General features: G+C 39.2%; 15 protein-coding genes and 1 tRNA gene. 7 read left to right on the top strand and 9 right to left on the bottom strand.

What is annotated here, in order from left to right; translation table 11 throughout:
- Positions 1-37: 37 nt before the first annotated feature.
- Positions 38-1474: an asparagine--tRNA ligase gene (asnS, locus tag KZC02_RS17675; RefSeq protein WP_221389918.1), complete on the bottom strand. Its 1437-nt coding sequence runs from the start codon at positions 1472-1474 to the stop codon at positions 38-40.
- 220 nt (positions 1475-1694) lie between these two features.
- Here asnS and KZC02_RS17670 point away from each other — a divergent pair, with 220 nt between their 5' ends.
- The 3 genes from KZC02_RS17670 to KZC02_RS17660 all read left to right on the top strand — a co-directional run bounded on the left by KZC02_RS17670 (position 1695) and on the right by KZC02_RS17660 (position 3282).
- The gene (locus KZC02_RS17670; RefSeq protein ID WP_221389917.1) at positions 1695-2333 is read left to right on the top strand and encodes a hypothetical protein; all 639 of its coding nucleotides are present in this window, start codon (positions 1695-1697) and stop codon (positions 2331-2333) included.
- A gap of 17 nt (positions 2334-2350) precedes the next feature.
- Positions 2351-3130 carry an enoyl-CoA hydratase/isomerase family protein gene (locus KZC02_RS17665; protein ID WP_221389916.1) on the top strand — a complete coding sequence of 260 codons (780 nt, stop codon included), beginning with the start codon at positions 2351-2353 and terminating at the stop codon, positions 3128-3130.
- Positions 3131-3208: 78 nt separating this feature from the next.
- Positions 3209-3282 (top strand) — tRNA-Arg (locus KZC02_RS17660).
- 188 nt (positions 3283-3470) lie between these two features.
- On the opposite strand, the gene KZC02_RS17655 is transcribed toward KZC02_RS17660, so the two are convergent.
- Positions 3471-3698: a hypothetical protein gene (locus KZC02_RS17655; protein WP_221389915.1), complete on the bottom strand. Its 228-nt coding sequence runs from the start codon at positions 3696-3698 to the stop codon at positions 3471-3473.
- A 20-nt stretch (positions 3699-3718) separates the two neighbouring features.
- Positions 3719-4348, bottom strand: a complete 630-nt coding sequence (locus KZC02_RS17650) for a metallophosphoesterase (RefSeq protein ID WP_221389914.1) — start codon at positions 4346-4348, stop codon at positions 3719-3721.
- Between the two features lie 320 nt (positions 4349-4668).
- Between KZC02_RS17650 and KZC02_RS17645 the strand changes: the two genes are divergently transcribed.
- Together KZC02_RS17645 and KZC02_RS17640 are read left to right on the top strand one after the other, a co-directional pair.
- Complete coding sequence (locus KZC02_RS17645) at positions 4669-4986, top strand: type II toxin-antitoxin system HigB family toxin (RefSeq protein ID WP_310590321.1); 318 nt, start codon at positions 4669-4671, stop codon at positions 4984-4986.
- A gap of 5 nt (positions 4987-4991) precedes the next feature.
- Complete coding sequence (locus KZC02_RS17640; protein ID WP_221389913.1) at positions 4992-5351, top strand: type II toxin-antitoxin system HigA family antitoxin; 360 nt, start codon at positions 4992-4994, stop codon at positions 5349-5351.
- A gap of 53 nt (positions 5352-5404) precedes the next feature.
- Here the strand turns inward: KZC02_RS17640 and KZC02_RS17635 are convergent, their stop codons facing one another.
- The 4 genes from KZC02_RS17635 to KZC02_RS17620 all read right to left on the bottom strand — a co-directional run bounded on the left by KZC02_RS17635 (position 5405) and on the right by KZC02_RS17620 (position 9837).
- Complete coding sequence (locus tag KZC02_RS17635; RefSeq protein WP_221389912.1) at positions 5405-6040, bottom strand: bifunctional 4-hydroxy-2-oxoglutarate aldolase/2-dehydro-3-deoxy-phosphogluconate aldolase; 636 nt, start codon at positions 6038-6040, stop codon at positions 5405-5407.
- A gap of 10 nt (positions 6041-6050) precedes the next feature.
- On the bottom strand, positions 6051-7031 hold the full coding sequence (locus KZC02_RS17630; protein WP_221389911.1) for a hypothetical protein: 981 nt from the start codon (positions 7029-7031) through the stop codon (positions 6051-6053).
- A 197-nt stretch (positions 7032-7228) separates the two neighbouring features.
- A complete protein-coding gene (locus tag KZC02_RS17625; protein WP_221389910.1) occupies positions 7229-9373 on the bottom strand; it encodes a xanthine dehydrogenase family protein molybdopterin-binding subunit in 2145 nt (714 codons plus the stop codon).
- A 2-nt stretch (positions 9374-9375) separates the two neighbouring features.
- Entirely contained in the window at positions 9376-9837 is a 462-nt protein-coding gene (locus tag KZC02_RS17620; RefSeq protein WP_221389909.1) for a (2Fe-2S)-binding protein, read from the bottom strand.
- A 626-nt stretch (positions 9838-10463) separates the two neighbouring features.
- On the opposite strand from KZC02_RS17620, the gene KZC02_RS17615 reads away from it, so the two are divergent.
- Complete coding sequence (locus tag KZC02_RS17615; protein ID WP_221389908.1) at positions 10464-13982, top strand: M12 family metallo-peptidase; 3519 nt, start codon at positions 10464-10466, stop codon at positions 13980-13982.
- 305 nt (positions 13983-14287) lie between these two features.
- Positions 14288-15106 carry a hypothetical protein gene (locus KZC02_RS17610; protein ID WP_221389907.1) on the top strand — a complete coding sequence of 273 codons (819 nt, stop codon included), beginning with the start codon at positions 14288-14290 and terminating at the stop codon, positions 15104-15106.
- 67 nt (positions 15107-15173) lie between these two features.
- Here the strand turns inward: KZC02_RS17610 and KZC02_RS17605 are convergent, their stop codons facing one another.
- Both KZC02_RS17605 and KZC02_RS17600 read right to left on the bottom strand, forming a co-directional pair.
- Positions 15174-16175, bottom strand: a complete 1002-nt coding sequence (locus KZC02_RS17605) for a glutaminyl-peptide cyclotransferase (protein ID WP_221389906.1) — start codon at positions 16173-16175, stop codon at positions 15174-15176.
- A 95-nt stretch (positions 16176-16270) separates the two neighbouring features.
- Entirely contained in the window at positions 16271-16600 is a 330-nt protein-coding gene (locus tag KZC02_RS17600; RefSeq protein ID WP_221389905.1) for a DUF3467 domain-containing protein, read from the bottom strand.
- Positions 16601-16677: the final 77 nt, after the last annotated feature.

The following is a 16677-nucleotide window of genomic DNA, read 5'->3' as shown; positions in this document are numbered from 1 at the left end:
CGTCACTTTTTTATAAAAGTAACTGCTTGTCTTTCAATTAAAATTCTGCACTTTTTGGATAGCGCGGGAATGGAATCACATCTCGGATATTGCTCATGCCGGTTACGAACAATACCAGCCTTTCGAATCCTAAACCAAACCCGGAATGTGGCGCTGTTCCAAATTTACGCGTTTCCAGATACCACCAGATCGTTTCCGGATCAATACCCACTTCGTGTACGCGTTCCAGTAATTTTTCGTAATTATCCTCCCGCTGGCTTCCTCCGATAATTTCCCCGATACCTGGAAAAAGAACGTCCATAGCACGGACCGTTTTTCCATCGTCATCCAGTTTCATATAGAATGATTTGATCTCACGTGGATAGTTGGTCAGGATAACAGGTTTCTTGAAATGTTTTTCTACCAGATAGCGCTCGTGTTCACTGGATAGATCAATTCCCCAGCCAACCGGATACTGGAATTTTTTCTCTTTATGAGGTTTCGACTGAAGCAGGATTTCAATCGCCTCCGTGTAAGTCAGTTTTTCAAAAGCATTGTCAACCACGAAGCTCAGTTTTTCAAGCAGTGGAATTGACCTTTCGTTCTGCGGCTTACTTTTTTCTTCTTCCGTCAGACGGTTTTGCAGGAAATTCAGATCGTCTTTACAGTTTTCCAGTGCATAACCAATGATCGTTTTTACAAAATCCTCAGCCAGCGCCATGTTGTCTTCCAGTTCAAAGAAAGCCATTTCAGGCTCTATCATCCAGAACTCGGCCAGGTGACGCGTTGTATTGGAGTTTTCAGCACGGAAAGTCGGGCCGAAAGTATATATTTTGGAAAGCGCCATAGCACCTAGTTCGCCTTCCAGCTGGCCCGAAACTGTCAGATTTGCTTCACGGCCAAAAAAGTCTTCTTTGAAGTTGATCGCACCTTCATCCGTTCTTGGCAATTTGTCAAGGTCAAGTGTTGTAACCCTGAACATTTCCCCTGCTCCTTCTGCATCCGAAGCCGTAATAATCGGCGTATGCAAATAGAAAAAACCTCTGTCATTAAAATATTTGTGCACAGCAAAAGCCAGCGTATGGCGAATCCGGAGAATCGCCCCAAACGTGTTGGTACGAGGACGCAAATGGGCGATTTCACGCAAAAATTCGAGTGAATGTTTTTTAGGCTGTAATGGATACAACTCAGCATCAGCTGTACCATATACATGGATATCTTCAATCTGTACCTCAACGGTTTGCCCCGCACCCTGGGATTCTACGAGTTTCCCTGTAATTTTTAAACAGGAACCCGTTGTTACAGTTAAAAGCAATTCAGGAGAAAACTGGCCCGGCTGGGCAACTGCCTGTATATTATTAATGGTCGATCCGTCATTGAGTGCTATAAAAATAGCATTTTTACTTTCACGTTTTGTTCTGACCCAGCCTTTAAGGGTAACGGACTGTGATTCCGGAGTTTCTTGCAATAAATCTTTAATCTGTAACGGTCCCATTTTTGTATTGTGTTATCTGCTACGCGTTAATACGATTAGCAATTTGTAATCAGCACTGATTCAACAGTTTATTAACGTATTGTTTTATTTCGCGCAAAAATACAAATTAGACCCCGAAAACCTAACGTGAAACCTGAACTAACTTTTGTACGTTTCAAGGGCATTGACCTGTTTTGTTTGTAAGTTTAACTTTGTTTTTCCGATTAAAGCCATTTCTGTTTTGAACAACCGTGTCGCTACATTTTTGTCAGTCGTATTTCATCCGCTGATTATCACTACCTATTTATTTGCACTTCTGTTTGTTATCACGCCTGATCTGGTTGGGGTCAGTGCCCTGGAATTGCCGGGGCTGGCGAGTCTGTTGCTTCTTATTTCACTCAATACATTTATAGCGCCCGCAGTCATTATTTACTATTTTCACAGGTTCGGCATCGTTAGCTCGTTGCATGTGGAAAACCTGAGAGAAAGGAGATTACCATATCTCGTCTGTGTTACCATATATGCTGTTTCTACTTATTTGTTCGGATGGAAACTACAACCAGTCAGCGAATTAGCGCCACAGATCGCCATTATTATAGGAAGTGCAACCGTATCATTGATTTTCGTTGCCTTGGTTAGTCTCTACTGGAAAATCAGTGCCCATGCAACCGGTTTTGGTGGTGCAGTCGGAATGCTTTCGGCTCTTTTAATGCGATTTGATGAATCTTCCTTGTTTGTTCCTTTGCTTGTTATCATTATAACCGGAGGCTTTTTAATGAGTGCAAGATTACGTTTAAACGCACACACGCCTGCCCAGATTATCGCCGGGTTGACAGGCGGATTTATCATTAGTAATGCAGCCGTTTATTTCTTTTTCTGATTTTTCTTTTTGAAAATATGTATCAAAATATCCTTTTTCAAAATACAGATGGTGTTGTTCGCATCAGTTTAAACCGGCTGAATGTCCATCACGCGCTTAATACAGCGCTCATTGTTGAAATTACCGAAGCCATAAAAGCCGCAGAAGCTGACGAAACGGTACGTGTGGTTGTGCTTACAGGAGAAGGAACCAAGGCATTTTGTTCAGGTGCAGATTTAAAGGCTACCAGGGAATCGGGTCAAAACGCAGGCGATTCATTGAGGGAATATTACAATCCGATGATTTCAGCAATACGAAATATTCCCAAACCTGTAATTTGCCGGCTTAATGGTTTGGCCGCCGGAGCTGGTGCGTCTCTTGCATTAGCTTGTGATGTTATTATTGCCAGCGAAGAAGCATACCTGAGCCAGATTTTCGTTCAGATCGGATTGATGCCTGATGCAGGTTCCACTTTTTTTCTGCCCAGATTAGTCGGTATGGCAAAAGCATTTGAACTCGCTACAACTGGCCGCCGTGTATTTGCAGCCGAAGCATCACAAATCGGATTGATCAACCGCTCCGTACCGGCAGCAGAACTGGACCACGCTGTAAACGAAACTGTTTCCTATTATCGCAACGCCCCAACCAAAGCAATTGGAGCCATAAAGCTTGTTTTTAATCAATCATTCCAATCCAATCTGGACGAAATGTTAACCCTGGAAGCAATTAATCAGGACCAACTCAGCAAAAGCAGCGATGCAGCAGAAGGAATTTCATCATTTTTACAAAAGAAAAAGCCTGATTATCAGGGGAAGTAAACATTATTATCATAAATTTTATAATAATGTTTGCGAAAATTAATTTCGATAGTTACCTTTGCAGTCCAAATAAGGAATGGATTTGTAGCTCAATTGGATAGAGCACCTCACTACGGATGAGGAGGTTTGGGGTTCGAATCCCTACAAGTCCACAGAAAAAAGCACTTAGCAGCAATGTTAAGTGCTTTTTTGTTATTATAATTTTTGATAACCCTTACTACGGATGAGGAGGTTTGGGACGGTCGGCCGCTGCCGTTCGAATCCCTACAAGTCCACAGAAAAAAGCACTTAGCAGCAATGTTAAGTGCTTTTTTGTTATTATAATTTTTGATAACCCTTACTACGGATGAGGAGGTTTGGGACGGTCGGCCGCTGCCGTTCGAATCCCTACAACTCCACCAGAAAAAGCACTTAGCAGCAATGTTAAGTGCTTTTTTGTTGTTATAATTTTGATAAACCTCACTACGGATGAGGAGGTTTGGGACGGTCGGCCGCTGCCGTTCGAATCCCTGCAAGTCAACAGAAAATTAAAAAAGTCGCTAAATTCATCGTCTAACGGATTTTCCATTTCTACAAATAAATCTTTCCTCACGTCACAAACTCATTATGATGTGATTCCAGAAACGCCTCCTTTTTCTCGCAAATCTCATATGCTTCTTTTAAAGAAATGGGACAGTATTCGCCTTTCATTTTGAAAATATTATCAATTCCTACATCCAGCGATTTACCTACATTTGAGTAAGATCCGTGAACGTGGCCATAAAAAAGCGGAACGTTGTGGTGTGATTGGTGCCAGATCGGCATGGGATAATGGCAGCAAACGAAACGTAAGGATTGTACCTGATAAAAGCCAATCTGGGTAAACTCCAGAAAGTAGCCGTTGTCTACATAATCCTGTGATAAATAATGATCGTGATTTCCCTGAAGTAGGATGATGTTCTTGCAATGAATTGATTCTCTGAGCTTGATAATGTTCTCCACGCCTCCAAAAGACCAGTCTCCGCAATGAATCAGCAGATCGTTCTCGTTAACCGTATCGTTAATACCGGCTACAATTGTACTGTTCATTTCTTCCAGGGAATCAAAATTACGGCATCCTTTATTTTGAGGATATTCCCATGAGCTGGTAGACCTGCAAATGTTCCTGTGGCCGTAATGCGTATCAGAGGTCAGATAAACATTATCAATATCGAAAGGCAATTCTTTAAATTTTATCACTTTCAGTTACCTTAAATTTTTGTTGATCTGTTTATCAAGTTCTCTTCATATTTTACTTAGCATTCATTTCTCCTGCAAATTTCTAAAAGACATATGTGTCTGATCAGTTAGAAATGCAGTATTTCCCGTCATTTGGCATTTAATAATTATGAAAAACTCCCTAAAAGAATCAGTCCATACGACTGCCTTTTTTTTAGTATTTATATCCTATCAGAATGTTGATTCTATATTATTTACTCAATTTAATAAAGGTTATGCTAATTAAACCAGATAATTATAAGATAAGTTTTCAAAATGAAAACTTATCTTATCTTTGTATTATGAACATCATAGCAAAAGGAACAATTTTACATTATCTAAAAAAGTACCCTATGGCAGCAACACCTCTGCTTGCATGGTACAACGAGTTCCTGAAAGCTGAATATCAGAATTTTAACGAATTAAAATCTGTTCATAAAAGTGCAAGTATTGTTGCTAATAACCGGATTGTTTTTAATATAAAAGGAAATGATTTCAGGCTTGTTGTTTCCATAAACTTTTCACGTTTGGCTACTTACGTCATTTGGTTTGGTACACATAATGAATATGATAAAATTAATGTAGCAACCGTGGAATTTGATATTGCTAAACTAAAATAATTACTATGAACTGGAAAGTGTTAAAAACAGAAGAAGCATATAAAAAAGCCATACAACGTACAATAGAAATATTTCATGCCGAGTATGGAACTCCCGAATCTGATGAATTAGATTTATTACTGGTATTGGTCAAAGACTATGAAGATAAAAACATTCATTTGCCCGAAGTAAATCCAATAGAGATAATTAAATTAAAAATGGAAGAACTTGGTATCAAAGCAAAAGACCTGGAACCTTTAATTGGATCTAAAGGCCATGTTTCTTCTGTTCTTTCCGGACGCCGGGAGATAACGCTAAAAATGGCGAGAAAATTAAAAGATTATTTTAAACTACCAACAGAAATTTTTCTCTATTCGGCTAAATAGACGACATTATGGTTATTGAAATTTCAAATACAGTTTTGCACCATGATTTATTATTAAGCAAGCATCCCAACATACTGCTGAAAATGTACTTTCAGGCCTTCCCAGTTTTTATCCTGTATCAGTTTCTTGTCAAATAACTGTCCGCCAATACCCAATCCATTGGCACCGGCTTTTAAAAAACCGGACATATTATCCAGACTTACCCCACCAGTGGGAAGCAATTTCAGCTGGTTCATGGGAGCTTTCAGATCCTTAATATATTCGGGGCCTAATGACGTTGCCGGATAGATTTTTACCATACTTGCACCCAGCGTCCATGCATTGTAAATTTCCGTTGGTGTAAAAGCTCCCGGGAAAATAGGAATATCTTTTTTAACACAGGATTTAATTACTTTTTTGTTAATGACCGGCGTAACGATAAATTGTGCACCAGCATCCAATGCAAGGCTCAGATCGTCTTTGGTACAGACTGTACCAGCGCCGATATTTAAGCCACTTTGCTCGTTTTCAACAGCATAACGGATCATTTCTTCTGCATCGGGCGTATTCATGGTAATTTCAATGTTAGTCAGTCCTGCTTCCCGAAAAACCGGTAAAATTTGCCTCAGATCTTCCAGTGATACATTTCTTACAATACCAACAATGGGTGCTTTCTGAAATAATTCCCATGAAAATGTACTTTTGCTCATACTAAATTTATTATTTGATATTGTTTTCAACACTGAATTCGTAGTTAATTTTCCAGGCCACTGTTTCACCAGGTTTCACCGACAGTTTAATATAAGGCTCAGGACAGGAAGTAGTATGGCACGACCAATAGACCAGCTTTTGTAAAGGATGATCGCCTGTAATTCTTACCCCGGCACCACTCTTGAGATTTTGTATCTGAATGTTATAATCTGCTGCCGTGTTCCCGAATCCCTGCAAACCACTGCTGAATACATTTTCACCTTTTTCCAGTCCTCTTGTATAGGTGATTGATTTACCCTCTGCCCGGGCAATACTTCCAAAACCTTTTCCTTCCGCACTGACCTCAAAAGGAAATGTAGTTTTAATATTCTGGTTGGTCAGTTCATGATCAATGACAAAAAAATTATGATTATAAACACTGGTTTCTATAATTTTCTCACCTGTATTTTTTAAGCTATGTTCCAACACAAGTTCCGGCTTTCCTTTGGTTAATTTTACGGTTTTATAATATTCGTAGGAATAACCTGCTGCCCCAGTGATTTCGTGTTTAAATTCTACCTGATCTTTTCCCTTCTTTACTGTCCATTTACCTGGATTTTTAATTTCGTACGTTCTTGCAAAAGTATACTTCTGATCATCCGGCTTCACAAGCGTTCCCACACCAATTTTCAAAAACTCCGACCCTGCCGCAGCTTCATCATATCCTAATGCCGTAAATTCTTCCACCGGCCCCATAATTGCATCGTGAAGTTTGGGATCATATTCAGGAAACCATTGTCCAAAATAGCTGTGCCCTTTGTATTCCAAAACAGGAATTACTCCGGCCCAATCAAAACGTGTACCGCGGTAATATCCATTGTTTGCATCAGGCAAATATACCTCAGCATTGATCAGTCCATTAGATATTTTGGTTACAGGAAAGTCAGCGGAAGATATTAACCCGCTACAAAGACCAATAAACAGGCAAACAGCGATTAATTTTCTTTTCATCAGTGCAGCGATCTTTAATTTTACCGTTTTATAATAAAGAGTCAATTCACGATTTAATACTAAAAACGAATACTCTTTCTTTTTCTCTCTTTTGGTTTGTTCATCCCGGACTTATATCCGATTGGTAGTAATGCAACAAAGAAGGGAAATATGACGATACACATTTCCCTTCTTTATACCTGGATTCACTTTTGACTTTATGAAATACCTTTAAAAACCGGTTCTTCCATAAAAGGCTGGTTTCTAAGTCTTTGTTTCGTTGCTTTGTAAAATGCATTGGCAACGGCACCTCCGGTTGGAGGTAAAGCAGGTTCACCCAAACCAGTTGGGGACATTCCGTTATTCACAAAATGCACGTCCACTTCCGGGATCTCATTCATTCGTATCAGGCGAAATCCATTAAAATTGCTCTGATCCGGTGCGCCGTCTTTGAAAGTAAGATTACCATACATAGCATGTCCAAGGCCGTCCACAACACCACCTCTCACTTGCTGCAACGATCCACTCTGATTAATAACAATACCGCAATCCACAGCAACAATCACGTTTTTTAATGCAGGCTTTCCTTTTTCCATCACAACCTCTCCTACCTGAGCTACGTATGATCTGTGTGAGAAATAAACACTAAATCCCTGATAAACCCCCTTTTTCTTTCCCCAGTTACTCTTTTCTGCCGCCAGTTTTATCACGCCGATCATCCTGTCAATATCATATTTGATTTCACCGGCAGGTGCTTTTTTAGCTTTTTCCAAAAGAGCCAGACGAAATTGGATCGGATCTTTACCCGCAGCTTCTGCCACTTCATCCAGGAAGGACTGTTCGGCATAAGCAAGGAAATTAGTAATCGGTGCGCGCCAGGGGCCGGTTGTAATAGGTGATTTATGTTCCACGGAATCAATCAGCAAATTGTCCACAGCACCGGAAGGAAAATTATCTTCCCTGGTGGGGTTACCTGCATTCATTCCTACGCCACGGAGCTTATAGCCTATTAATTCACCCTGTTTGTCCAGTGCAGCCTCAAAACGATAACGTACTGCCGGACGGTAAGTACCGCCGGTCATATCGTCTTCCCTTGTCCAGATCACTTTTACCGGAGCTTTTACCAATTTGGAAACCTGAGCGGCTTCAATAGCATAATCCGCAGCCAGGCGACGGCCAAAACCTCCTCCTTGCCTGGTAATTTCAACTGTTACTTTTTCTGGTGGAAATCCGGTTATTTTTGCTACTTCTGTACGTGCCCGGTCAGGAGTTTGGGTTGGGCCAACCAGTTCTACTCCGTCTTCACGTACATGCGCAAAGAAATTCATTGGTTCCAACGGGCTATGAGGCAGGAACGGACATTGGTATTCTGCCTTAATTATTTTGGCAGCATTCTTAAATGCTAAATCAACATCGCCGTTTTTCCTACGGACAGTTGCTTCACCATTATCCAGTAGTTGCTGAAAAATCCGGTTGTGATCTGACGAACTTTCCAGATCTGCTGCTTTTTCATATTCAATTTTCAAAGCCTCACGCGCCTTTTTCACCTGCCACGTTGATTTGCCAACAACGGCAACGCTATTTTCAAAAGTTACCACATCTACAATTCCCGGCATTGCTTTTGCTGCGTCCGAATTCACAGATTTAAGTTTTAAACCAAAAGCTTTTGGGCGCTGAATGATACAGAACAACATACCTTTTCTGTAAAAATCAAGTCCGAAAAGAGGCTTGCCGGTAGCAATATTATGGTTATCAACATTACGAACAGACTGTCCGATCAGCTTGAAATCTTTTTCATTTTTTAACTTTACTTCTTTCGGAGCTGCTATTTTTGAGGCTTCTTCTGCGAGTTCTCCATAACTCAATGATTTACCCGATGCTTTGTGAAACACTTTTCCATTCTCAGTAGTACACTCGGATGATGGTACTTTCCAACGACTGGCAGCCGCTTCCACCAATAGATAACGTGCAGTTGCACCCGCTTTCCGAAGGCGTTCCCATGAATGAGGAACAGCACCACTCCCACCAGTTACCTGGCGTTCAAACGCACCGACATCCAGATTTCCCTGTACTGTTTTCACCTGCTTCCAGTCAGCATCCAGTTCCTCTGCTACTATCATTGGAAAAGCTGTTTTTATTCCCTGGCCAATCTCAGGATTTGGAGAAACAATAGTGATAACATTATTGACACCAATAGAAAGATAACTGTTAAAATTGACAGAGCCGGCAGCTACTTCTTTTGCATTGACCACAACGGGCAATGCTGATGAATTAGTCCAGTTGAAGCCAAGGAAAAGTCCGCCTCCGGCTGCGGCAGCAAGTTTCATGAAACTCCTGCGCGATGTATTTTCTAATGTTTCCATGATTAATTCGTTTTGGAAGCTGCTACTTTTACTGCTTCATGTATCCTGTGATATGTCCCGCAGCGACAAATATTTCCGCTCATGGTAGATACAATTTCATCATCGGTAGGTTTCGGTTTTTCTTTGAGCAATGCCGCAGCCGTCATGATTTGTCCGGCCTGACAATAACCGCATTGGGCAACGTCCACTTCATCCCAGGCTCTTTGCACCGGATGATCGCCCTTTTCCGAAAGGCCCTCAATCGTAGTAACTTTACCTTTTCCAACGGCCGATACAGGAAGAACACAAGAGCGAACTGCCTTTCCATCCAAATGAACTGTACAGGCTCCGCATTGTGCTATGCCGCAACCATATTTTGTTCCTACAAGGCCCAGATTGTCACGTAGAACCCACAGAAGCGGGGTATCCTGCTCCACGTCCGCACTGTAAGCACGGTTGTTAATTGTTATTTTGACTAATGCCATGGTGAATAATTATGTTTTTACAGGTTTAGATATCTTAGAGCCTGCTTAAATTTAGAATGTAAAATTGTTTATCGCTTATTTTTTGAAGGAAACAAGTCAAGTTTTTGAAGTAATAGCTGGCTATCACGAAAAGACTTGGCGTGGTTGAATTCAAAAACATAGCATAAACAAATTACAGAATGAATTTTAAACAGGCTCTTAAAGTCAGCCGACTTTTTGCAGTTCAATTGGAGAAATATGGAATTGTAAGATCCGTGAAAATAGTTCGATCCCGAAGTTACAAAATATAAAATAGTAAAAGAACAGGCAATTTTCAAAAATTGTATATTGCTGATTATCAAATCATAACTTCGATATAACCATGAAAATATATCGTGATTTTTAAGCCAAAAAAACACAAGACAGCATTTGGAACAACTGCTGTTAACTTGTTTTATTCCAAAAGATCTGCAGTATAAAAAAATTTCTTAATATTGCTTTTTAACACCTCATCTCTCATCAGCAATTTAATGAAACATCTCTTCTTATCATTGTTCATTCTAGTATATTTCAGCGTCTCAGCTCAAAAAAATCCCGAAGTTTGTGGTACCAGCGATGAAATTCTTCCAAAGGAAATCTTAAGCCAAATGAGACAACTCCCCGGTTTAATGGAGAAACAAGAGGCACGGACCGGTAGTGAAAAACTTTCAATTTGCAGAGTTGCTGTAGAGATAGATTCGGACACCTACCTTAAATACAATAAGGACACTTCAGCAATTATAGAGCAAGTGCTATCAAGTATAGAACGCTCTACTCAGGTATTTGAAAAGGAAATAAATACGCATCTTGTCGTTACAAGTATCAGGATCTGGAAAGATAACGATCCGTTTCGGCAGTCTAATTCCCTATCAATACTCCTTGGTATATTAGCTTCAACTCCACCGGCTACTCAGAATTTTGATAAAAGAATATATTTATACACAAAACAACCTTCCGACTACTCTGGAATCGCTTATTTGCCCGGTAGCATGAGCGTTGCACCTTTGACGTATGTACCTACGATTTTACACGAATTAGGACACAATTTTAATTCTCCGCACACCCAAAGTTGTTCGTGGCCAGGTGGTCCGATTGACTTTTGTGTTGCCTCTGAGGGAAATTGTTACGATAAATCGCTTGATCAGATTACAAACGGAACAATAATGAGCTATTGTGAGAAAATTTCAACGTTCCATCCATTATGCAGAGCAGTGATGATGAATCATGCAGAAACAAGCATGGCAAAAATAGAAGCATTGCCTGAAATAAAATTTTCTCTTCCGCAAAATGATATTAGCAAAGGTGATTTTCTATCATGGCCTGCCGTGACGACAGCAACCTCATACAGAGTGAGCTATTCGTTAAGATCAGATTTTCAGGGAGAACTTATCGAAGATACTCCTTTCAATGGCTTCTCCACGCATGAATTAATCTTAAATTCTGATTATTTTATACGTGTGAAAGCAATTAATTCTTTTGGCAATTCACCCTGGTCAGACGCGTTAAAATTACATGTTAACGCTAAGAAAATTGAAAGCCCTGATATTCTTGCGCCAAAAGGAGATCAAACAGTTGTCTCTCCAAATAGTATGACAAATCTATCTTTTTCACAAATTCAGGATGCCGTAAACTATAGGATACAAATTGCTTTTTCAACTGATATTAACTTCAATAATCCAATTATAAATCAAATCATACAGTCAACCGCCTTCGAATATCAACACATTTACGAGACATGCTACAGATGGCGAGTCAGAGCGGAAAATGGAGAAAATATTGGAAACTGGTCCAATGAGGCATTTTTTTCAGTAAATGCTGGTAAAAATCGCCGGTTTCATTTACCGATTCCAGACAACATGACAAATGTTCCGGTTACATTCCCTTTCAGTTATTATCCGATCGGACGAAATTCCAAAGTTCGAATTTCGGTAGCTGATAATCGCGAAATGGCTAATCCGATATTGATAAGAAATTATGATACTTATGACATATGCACAGATATAATAAAGGATCTTCCTGCCAATTCTAAATTATTTTTACGGATTGAAGAATGGAATGAGGACCGTAATTACTATCCGGTAGAATCCCTCTCAGATTACACTGTTTCCTTTACGACAGGCACTAAAGGAAAAATTGCTGGCCTGACATTTCTGACGGAACTGGATCAAAAGACCTTTGGGGTTCGCTATCAAAAACTTGCTTTTACAGAAAATTATGTTTGGGCGCTCGTTCAAAATGCAGGTCTGGTCCAACTGGATCAGAATAATTTGTCGTTTAAGGTCAATTCTAGATCAAGTACCGACGGACTTATCGGATTTACTTATACCTCAGCCATCCGATCAAACAGGAGTCTGGGGCTCCATGCGCTTACGAACGGCCAAAACAACGAAAATCGCTTTACTACATTAAGAAACGAAGATACTAATGCCGGATATGATCTGGTAAAACTACCTGGCACAATAACTGATTTTAATCCGGATGGTAAGCTTTTTTGGTCATCAAATGTACTTTATCAACTATCTCTGGCCGGCCTTGTGCCTATAAAAACACTTGAAGAGAATACCAATATTTTGCAGGTAGAAACATTCAGGAACAAAGCATATATCCTGGTTCATCAAAATTCCAGCTCAGGAAGTTTCGTTATTGTACTAAATCTTGACAACCTTCAGGTAGCAGAAAAAATTGATGCTGATACTGATCCCCTGATAAAAAAAAGCATTAATCAGATCCGGATTGGAGATGATGGGAGAATTTGGCTAAAACAATACGATTCAGTAACAGGCCGAACCTCAATTGCAGTTTCCGTCGCCGGTAAATGGACGCTCTTTGATTATACAAATTCAGCCCTAACAAATATCAGCTTCCTGTGCCTTGCGCCGGGAGGTACAGCATATGTCCTGACGACGGGTGCGGAAACAAAAATTTTTAAATATGATAATGCTAAATGGACTCAAATTGGTGCTACAATACCTCTACAATATTTTGGAAGTGAACTTCAGGTTGACAAAAATGAAAATATGTGGATATTGGGTATGTTCGGATTGGCAAGGTTAACCACTTGCTCACCAGTTCCGGTTATTAGCTCGATAAAAAATACAATTGATTCGGGTGACGAGATTCAAATAAAGGCGCAGAACTGTACAAACGGACAGATATGGTCGTGGAAAAACCAAGAGAGAAATGTTAAAGATTCATTAGTAAAAAGCGATAGTATAATAAAGCTTACACTCCTGTCAACGACCTATTTTACCGTTCGCTGCGCTGGTAGCAACTGCTCTTCAGATGATACTACTTTCACGATAAAAGTAAACCCGGTCATTTCTGTTAGGGGAACTGACAAAAAGGAGTACTGCCAAGCCGAAGAGATTATTGTCAACGTTTTAATAACCGGAAGTCTGGAGGCCGACAATATTTTTGGTGCAATACTAAAAAGTGGTGATGGAACCCAATACAATGTTACTAAACTCAAATTAAATGGCGATAATATCCAGTTCTCTTTACCGTCAGAAGTAACGCCGGGAAATTACATTTTAAAAATCAAAACTTCGAATCCCGTAAAAGTTTCGAAAGATTCCGTCTCTATAATTATCCATGAAATCCCATCAGCAAGGTTAACCACAGACAAAACTGAACTTATACCAGTTACTGACACCGCAAAAATATTAGTAATGCTTATCGGTAATAAGCCATGGACATTTACACTGTGGAACAATCAACCTATAACCACTGAATTACAAGATTATCAAATGAATTTCTCTCTCTCGGAAAATTATAGTTATAGTCTGACTGTAAAGAATTTGAGTGATAGGTATTGTAAAACCGGCACAGTTCTTAATACACTTACAATTACACCGGTTATAATTACAAGTGTTTCAAACCTTCAAAACGATTATCAAATAGATATTTATCCTAATCCCACCACTGATAAAATCATAATTAAATTTAAAAGTCCTGTAACCAAAGAATCCCAGTTTCTACTTTACGATCAGAAGGGCACACGCATTCAATCGTTTACAACAAAAAACAGCTTCAGTGAATGGGACATCAGCTCCATACCATTGGGATTATATCTTATTAAGACAAACAGTAAACGCGGAGTACAATCCTGGAAAATTGTCAAGGAATAATTATACTGACACCCTGGCTATAAAAATCTTTTAATGAGCTAAATAAAAAGGCTGCACCACTAAATAATTGATTATTGAATCATAAATATCAGAATACTTAAAATACAAAACTCCTGAAGAACGGAAAAATTATATAGGTAAGATCAAAATTGTATCAAACGTAATTTTAAATCAAATTACAAATTTTAAGATAAAATCAGTCCCTAAAAATGTGTTTTTAAGGATATCTTTTTTACTTTTCGCTTTAAAATAATAACAGCCGTCCTGAATTAAATATTGTTTCGTTCATTCAACAGACCCAAATCATGAGCAATTCCGAAAACCTTGATGATGAAGAACAACTGAAAGCAGAAAACGCTTTTTTGCAAATGAAACTTATGCTCGAAAGCGGTGTGCAATTTCATGAAGAATCCGAAGGTTTGGGAGAAGTATCTCCTGAAATCGAAAATCAGTTTTTGAAAAATATCATTGCATATAATGAATTCAGCCAGAATCCGACTCAGATTACTGTATTCAAGAAGCTTGAAAGCCCTGATCATTTCAAACCTTCTGACCAGATCGCAGATTCTGATATAGAACAGGCCTGGGACGAATTATCAGAATATATGGATAAATACGGGATCAGCCTGGATGTGTGCAGCCCTAATATTACGGCAAGAGAACTTTACCGTTTTACTATGGAGGAATTGTTTGAGCATGAAATGGATGACCTTGACCTGGCCGGATGGAGCACTAATTTTATTTATGACGAATTCCATCCCGATGATGTGTATGATAACACAAGGCTTGTCACAGAAGACATTTTGCCTGAAATTTTCAGAGAAGGTGAAATCGAACATGCTATACATTATGCCAAAGAACATATCCGGTTAAACGAACACGAAGATTTGTCAACAGAAGAAGTGAAAATTATTATCAACCGCTTCAAAGCCGCTTTCGACAGACTGGATCTGAATGAAGTTGAAGATGTTATTTGTGAAATTGAAGAAAATAAATGCTCAGTTTCCGGACAATATTCAGCATCGGGTTATTCAGGTGATGTTAAAATGGATTGGAATGGTGATTTTTACGCAGGTCTGACCTATATAGAAGATTTTGGATACTGGTATGTTACCAACCTATAGATTGAAGGACTGGCTATTTAATCAGTCTGACTCCTGCATACTTATTCAACTTGCATCCTGTACTTTCTTATTCGGAAGCAGATGCAAGTTGTTTTACTTTCGGTAAATCTTTTAACCGGATTTTAAATAAAAGTGGCCAGTTTTTACCAGTGATATAAAATGCGCCTTCATCAGACCGGTAGGCAATTCCATTCAATACGTCACGCCTGGAATCAATTTCGGCAGGAATAATGCTATCCATGTTTATAAAAGCTATTATTTTGCCAGTAATCGCATCAATTTTTACTATTTTATTGGTTTCAAAAATATTAGCATAAATGAAGCCGTCTACATATTCGAGTTCGTTCAAATTTCTGACCGGCCCCTTGTTGTCGTAAACTTCCAGATCACCTGTTTTTTCAAAATCTGTATTATAAAAATGGATTTTATTGGATCCGTCGCTCATAATCAGAGTAGAATCATGGTGTGTTAAACCCCAGCCCTGAAAATAGTATGTGAAAGTTTTTTGCAGTTTAAAATCAAGATCATATTGAAAACATACTCCGGACTGCCAGGTTAGCTGATATATGTTGTCATTTACAATGGTAATTCCTTCCCCAAAATATTGTTTGTCTAAAGAAATAGATTTAAGGGAGGAGCCGGTTTTCAGATCAATTTTAAGTAATTGTGATTTGCCGTTTTCTCCTGTACTTTCATATAATTCTCCTTTATAAAATTCCAGTCCTTCTGTAAAACTGGTTTTCTGGTGAGGGAACTGGCCAAGAACAGTGTACTTAATTTCTTGCGGAAAAACGTTCGAAATCAGTTCAAATGCTAGGGTATCCGAGAAAGCAACTTTATTTACATCTATTCCGCTTACAATCAGCTTATGCCAGCCAGTTTTTTCCTTCATGCTATTGATCTGAAGTGAATCGCTTCCATTCTGATTTTCGAGCATTAATTTACCATCCAGTACCACATTAACTTTTGACAAAGACTGGGACAGCCTAATCCTGACAGAATCACCTATAACATATCGGGAAGTGGAAAGTGATGCTAATGCAGCCTTTTCAGTATTATCTGATGACATTTCTGACTTGTTTTCCTGTTTACAGGCAAGAATAAAAATAGCTGAAAATGCAATCAGAATTATTCTTTTAAAAAAAGTATACATGTGATTGATGGCTATGCCTCTCCGCCGGGTCCCCCGAAACTAATTGGAAAATTGAAAGTCGGCTCACTATCCTGAGAACTTTGAATAGGGCCATACTGGTCTTCATACTTATTGATATTATCCTTTAAAGCGGCTATTAAACGCTTTGCGTGTTCAGGGGTAATGATAATACGTGCTTTGACTTTTGCCCGCGGAACTCCTGGCATAAGGCGTATAAAATCCAATATAAATTCGCTGTTTGAATGTGCGATCATAGCTAGATTTGAGTAAACACCTTCTGCCATTTCTTCTGACAGTTCAACATTAATCTGTTGTTCGTTCTCTTTGTTGGTATCTTCCATTATAAGGTTTTTTTACAGCTCCTGCTGTCTGAATCATGAAGAAATTATGAGTAATAGCATTTTCAGTGCGAAAATTA

The sequence above is a fragment of the Dyadobacter sp. NIV53 genome (assembly GCF_019711195.1).
Lineage (GTDB): Bacteria > Bacteroidota > Bacteroidia > Cytophagales > Spirosomataceae > Dyadobacter.
Note: the sequence above shows the minus strand (reverse complement) of the source record. Positions and strands in the feature narration are given on the sequence as shown.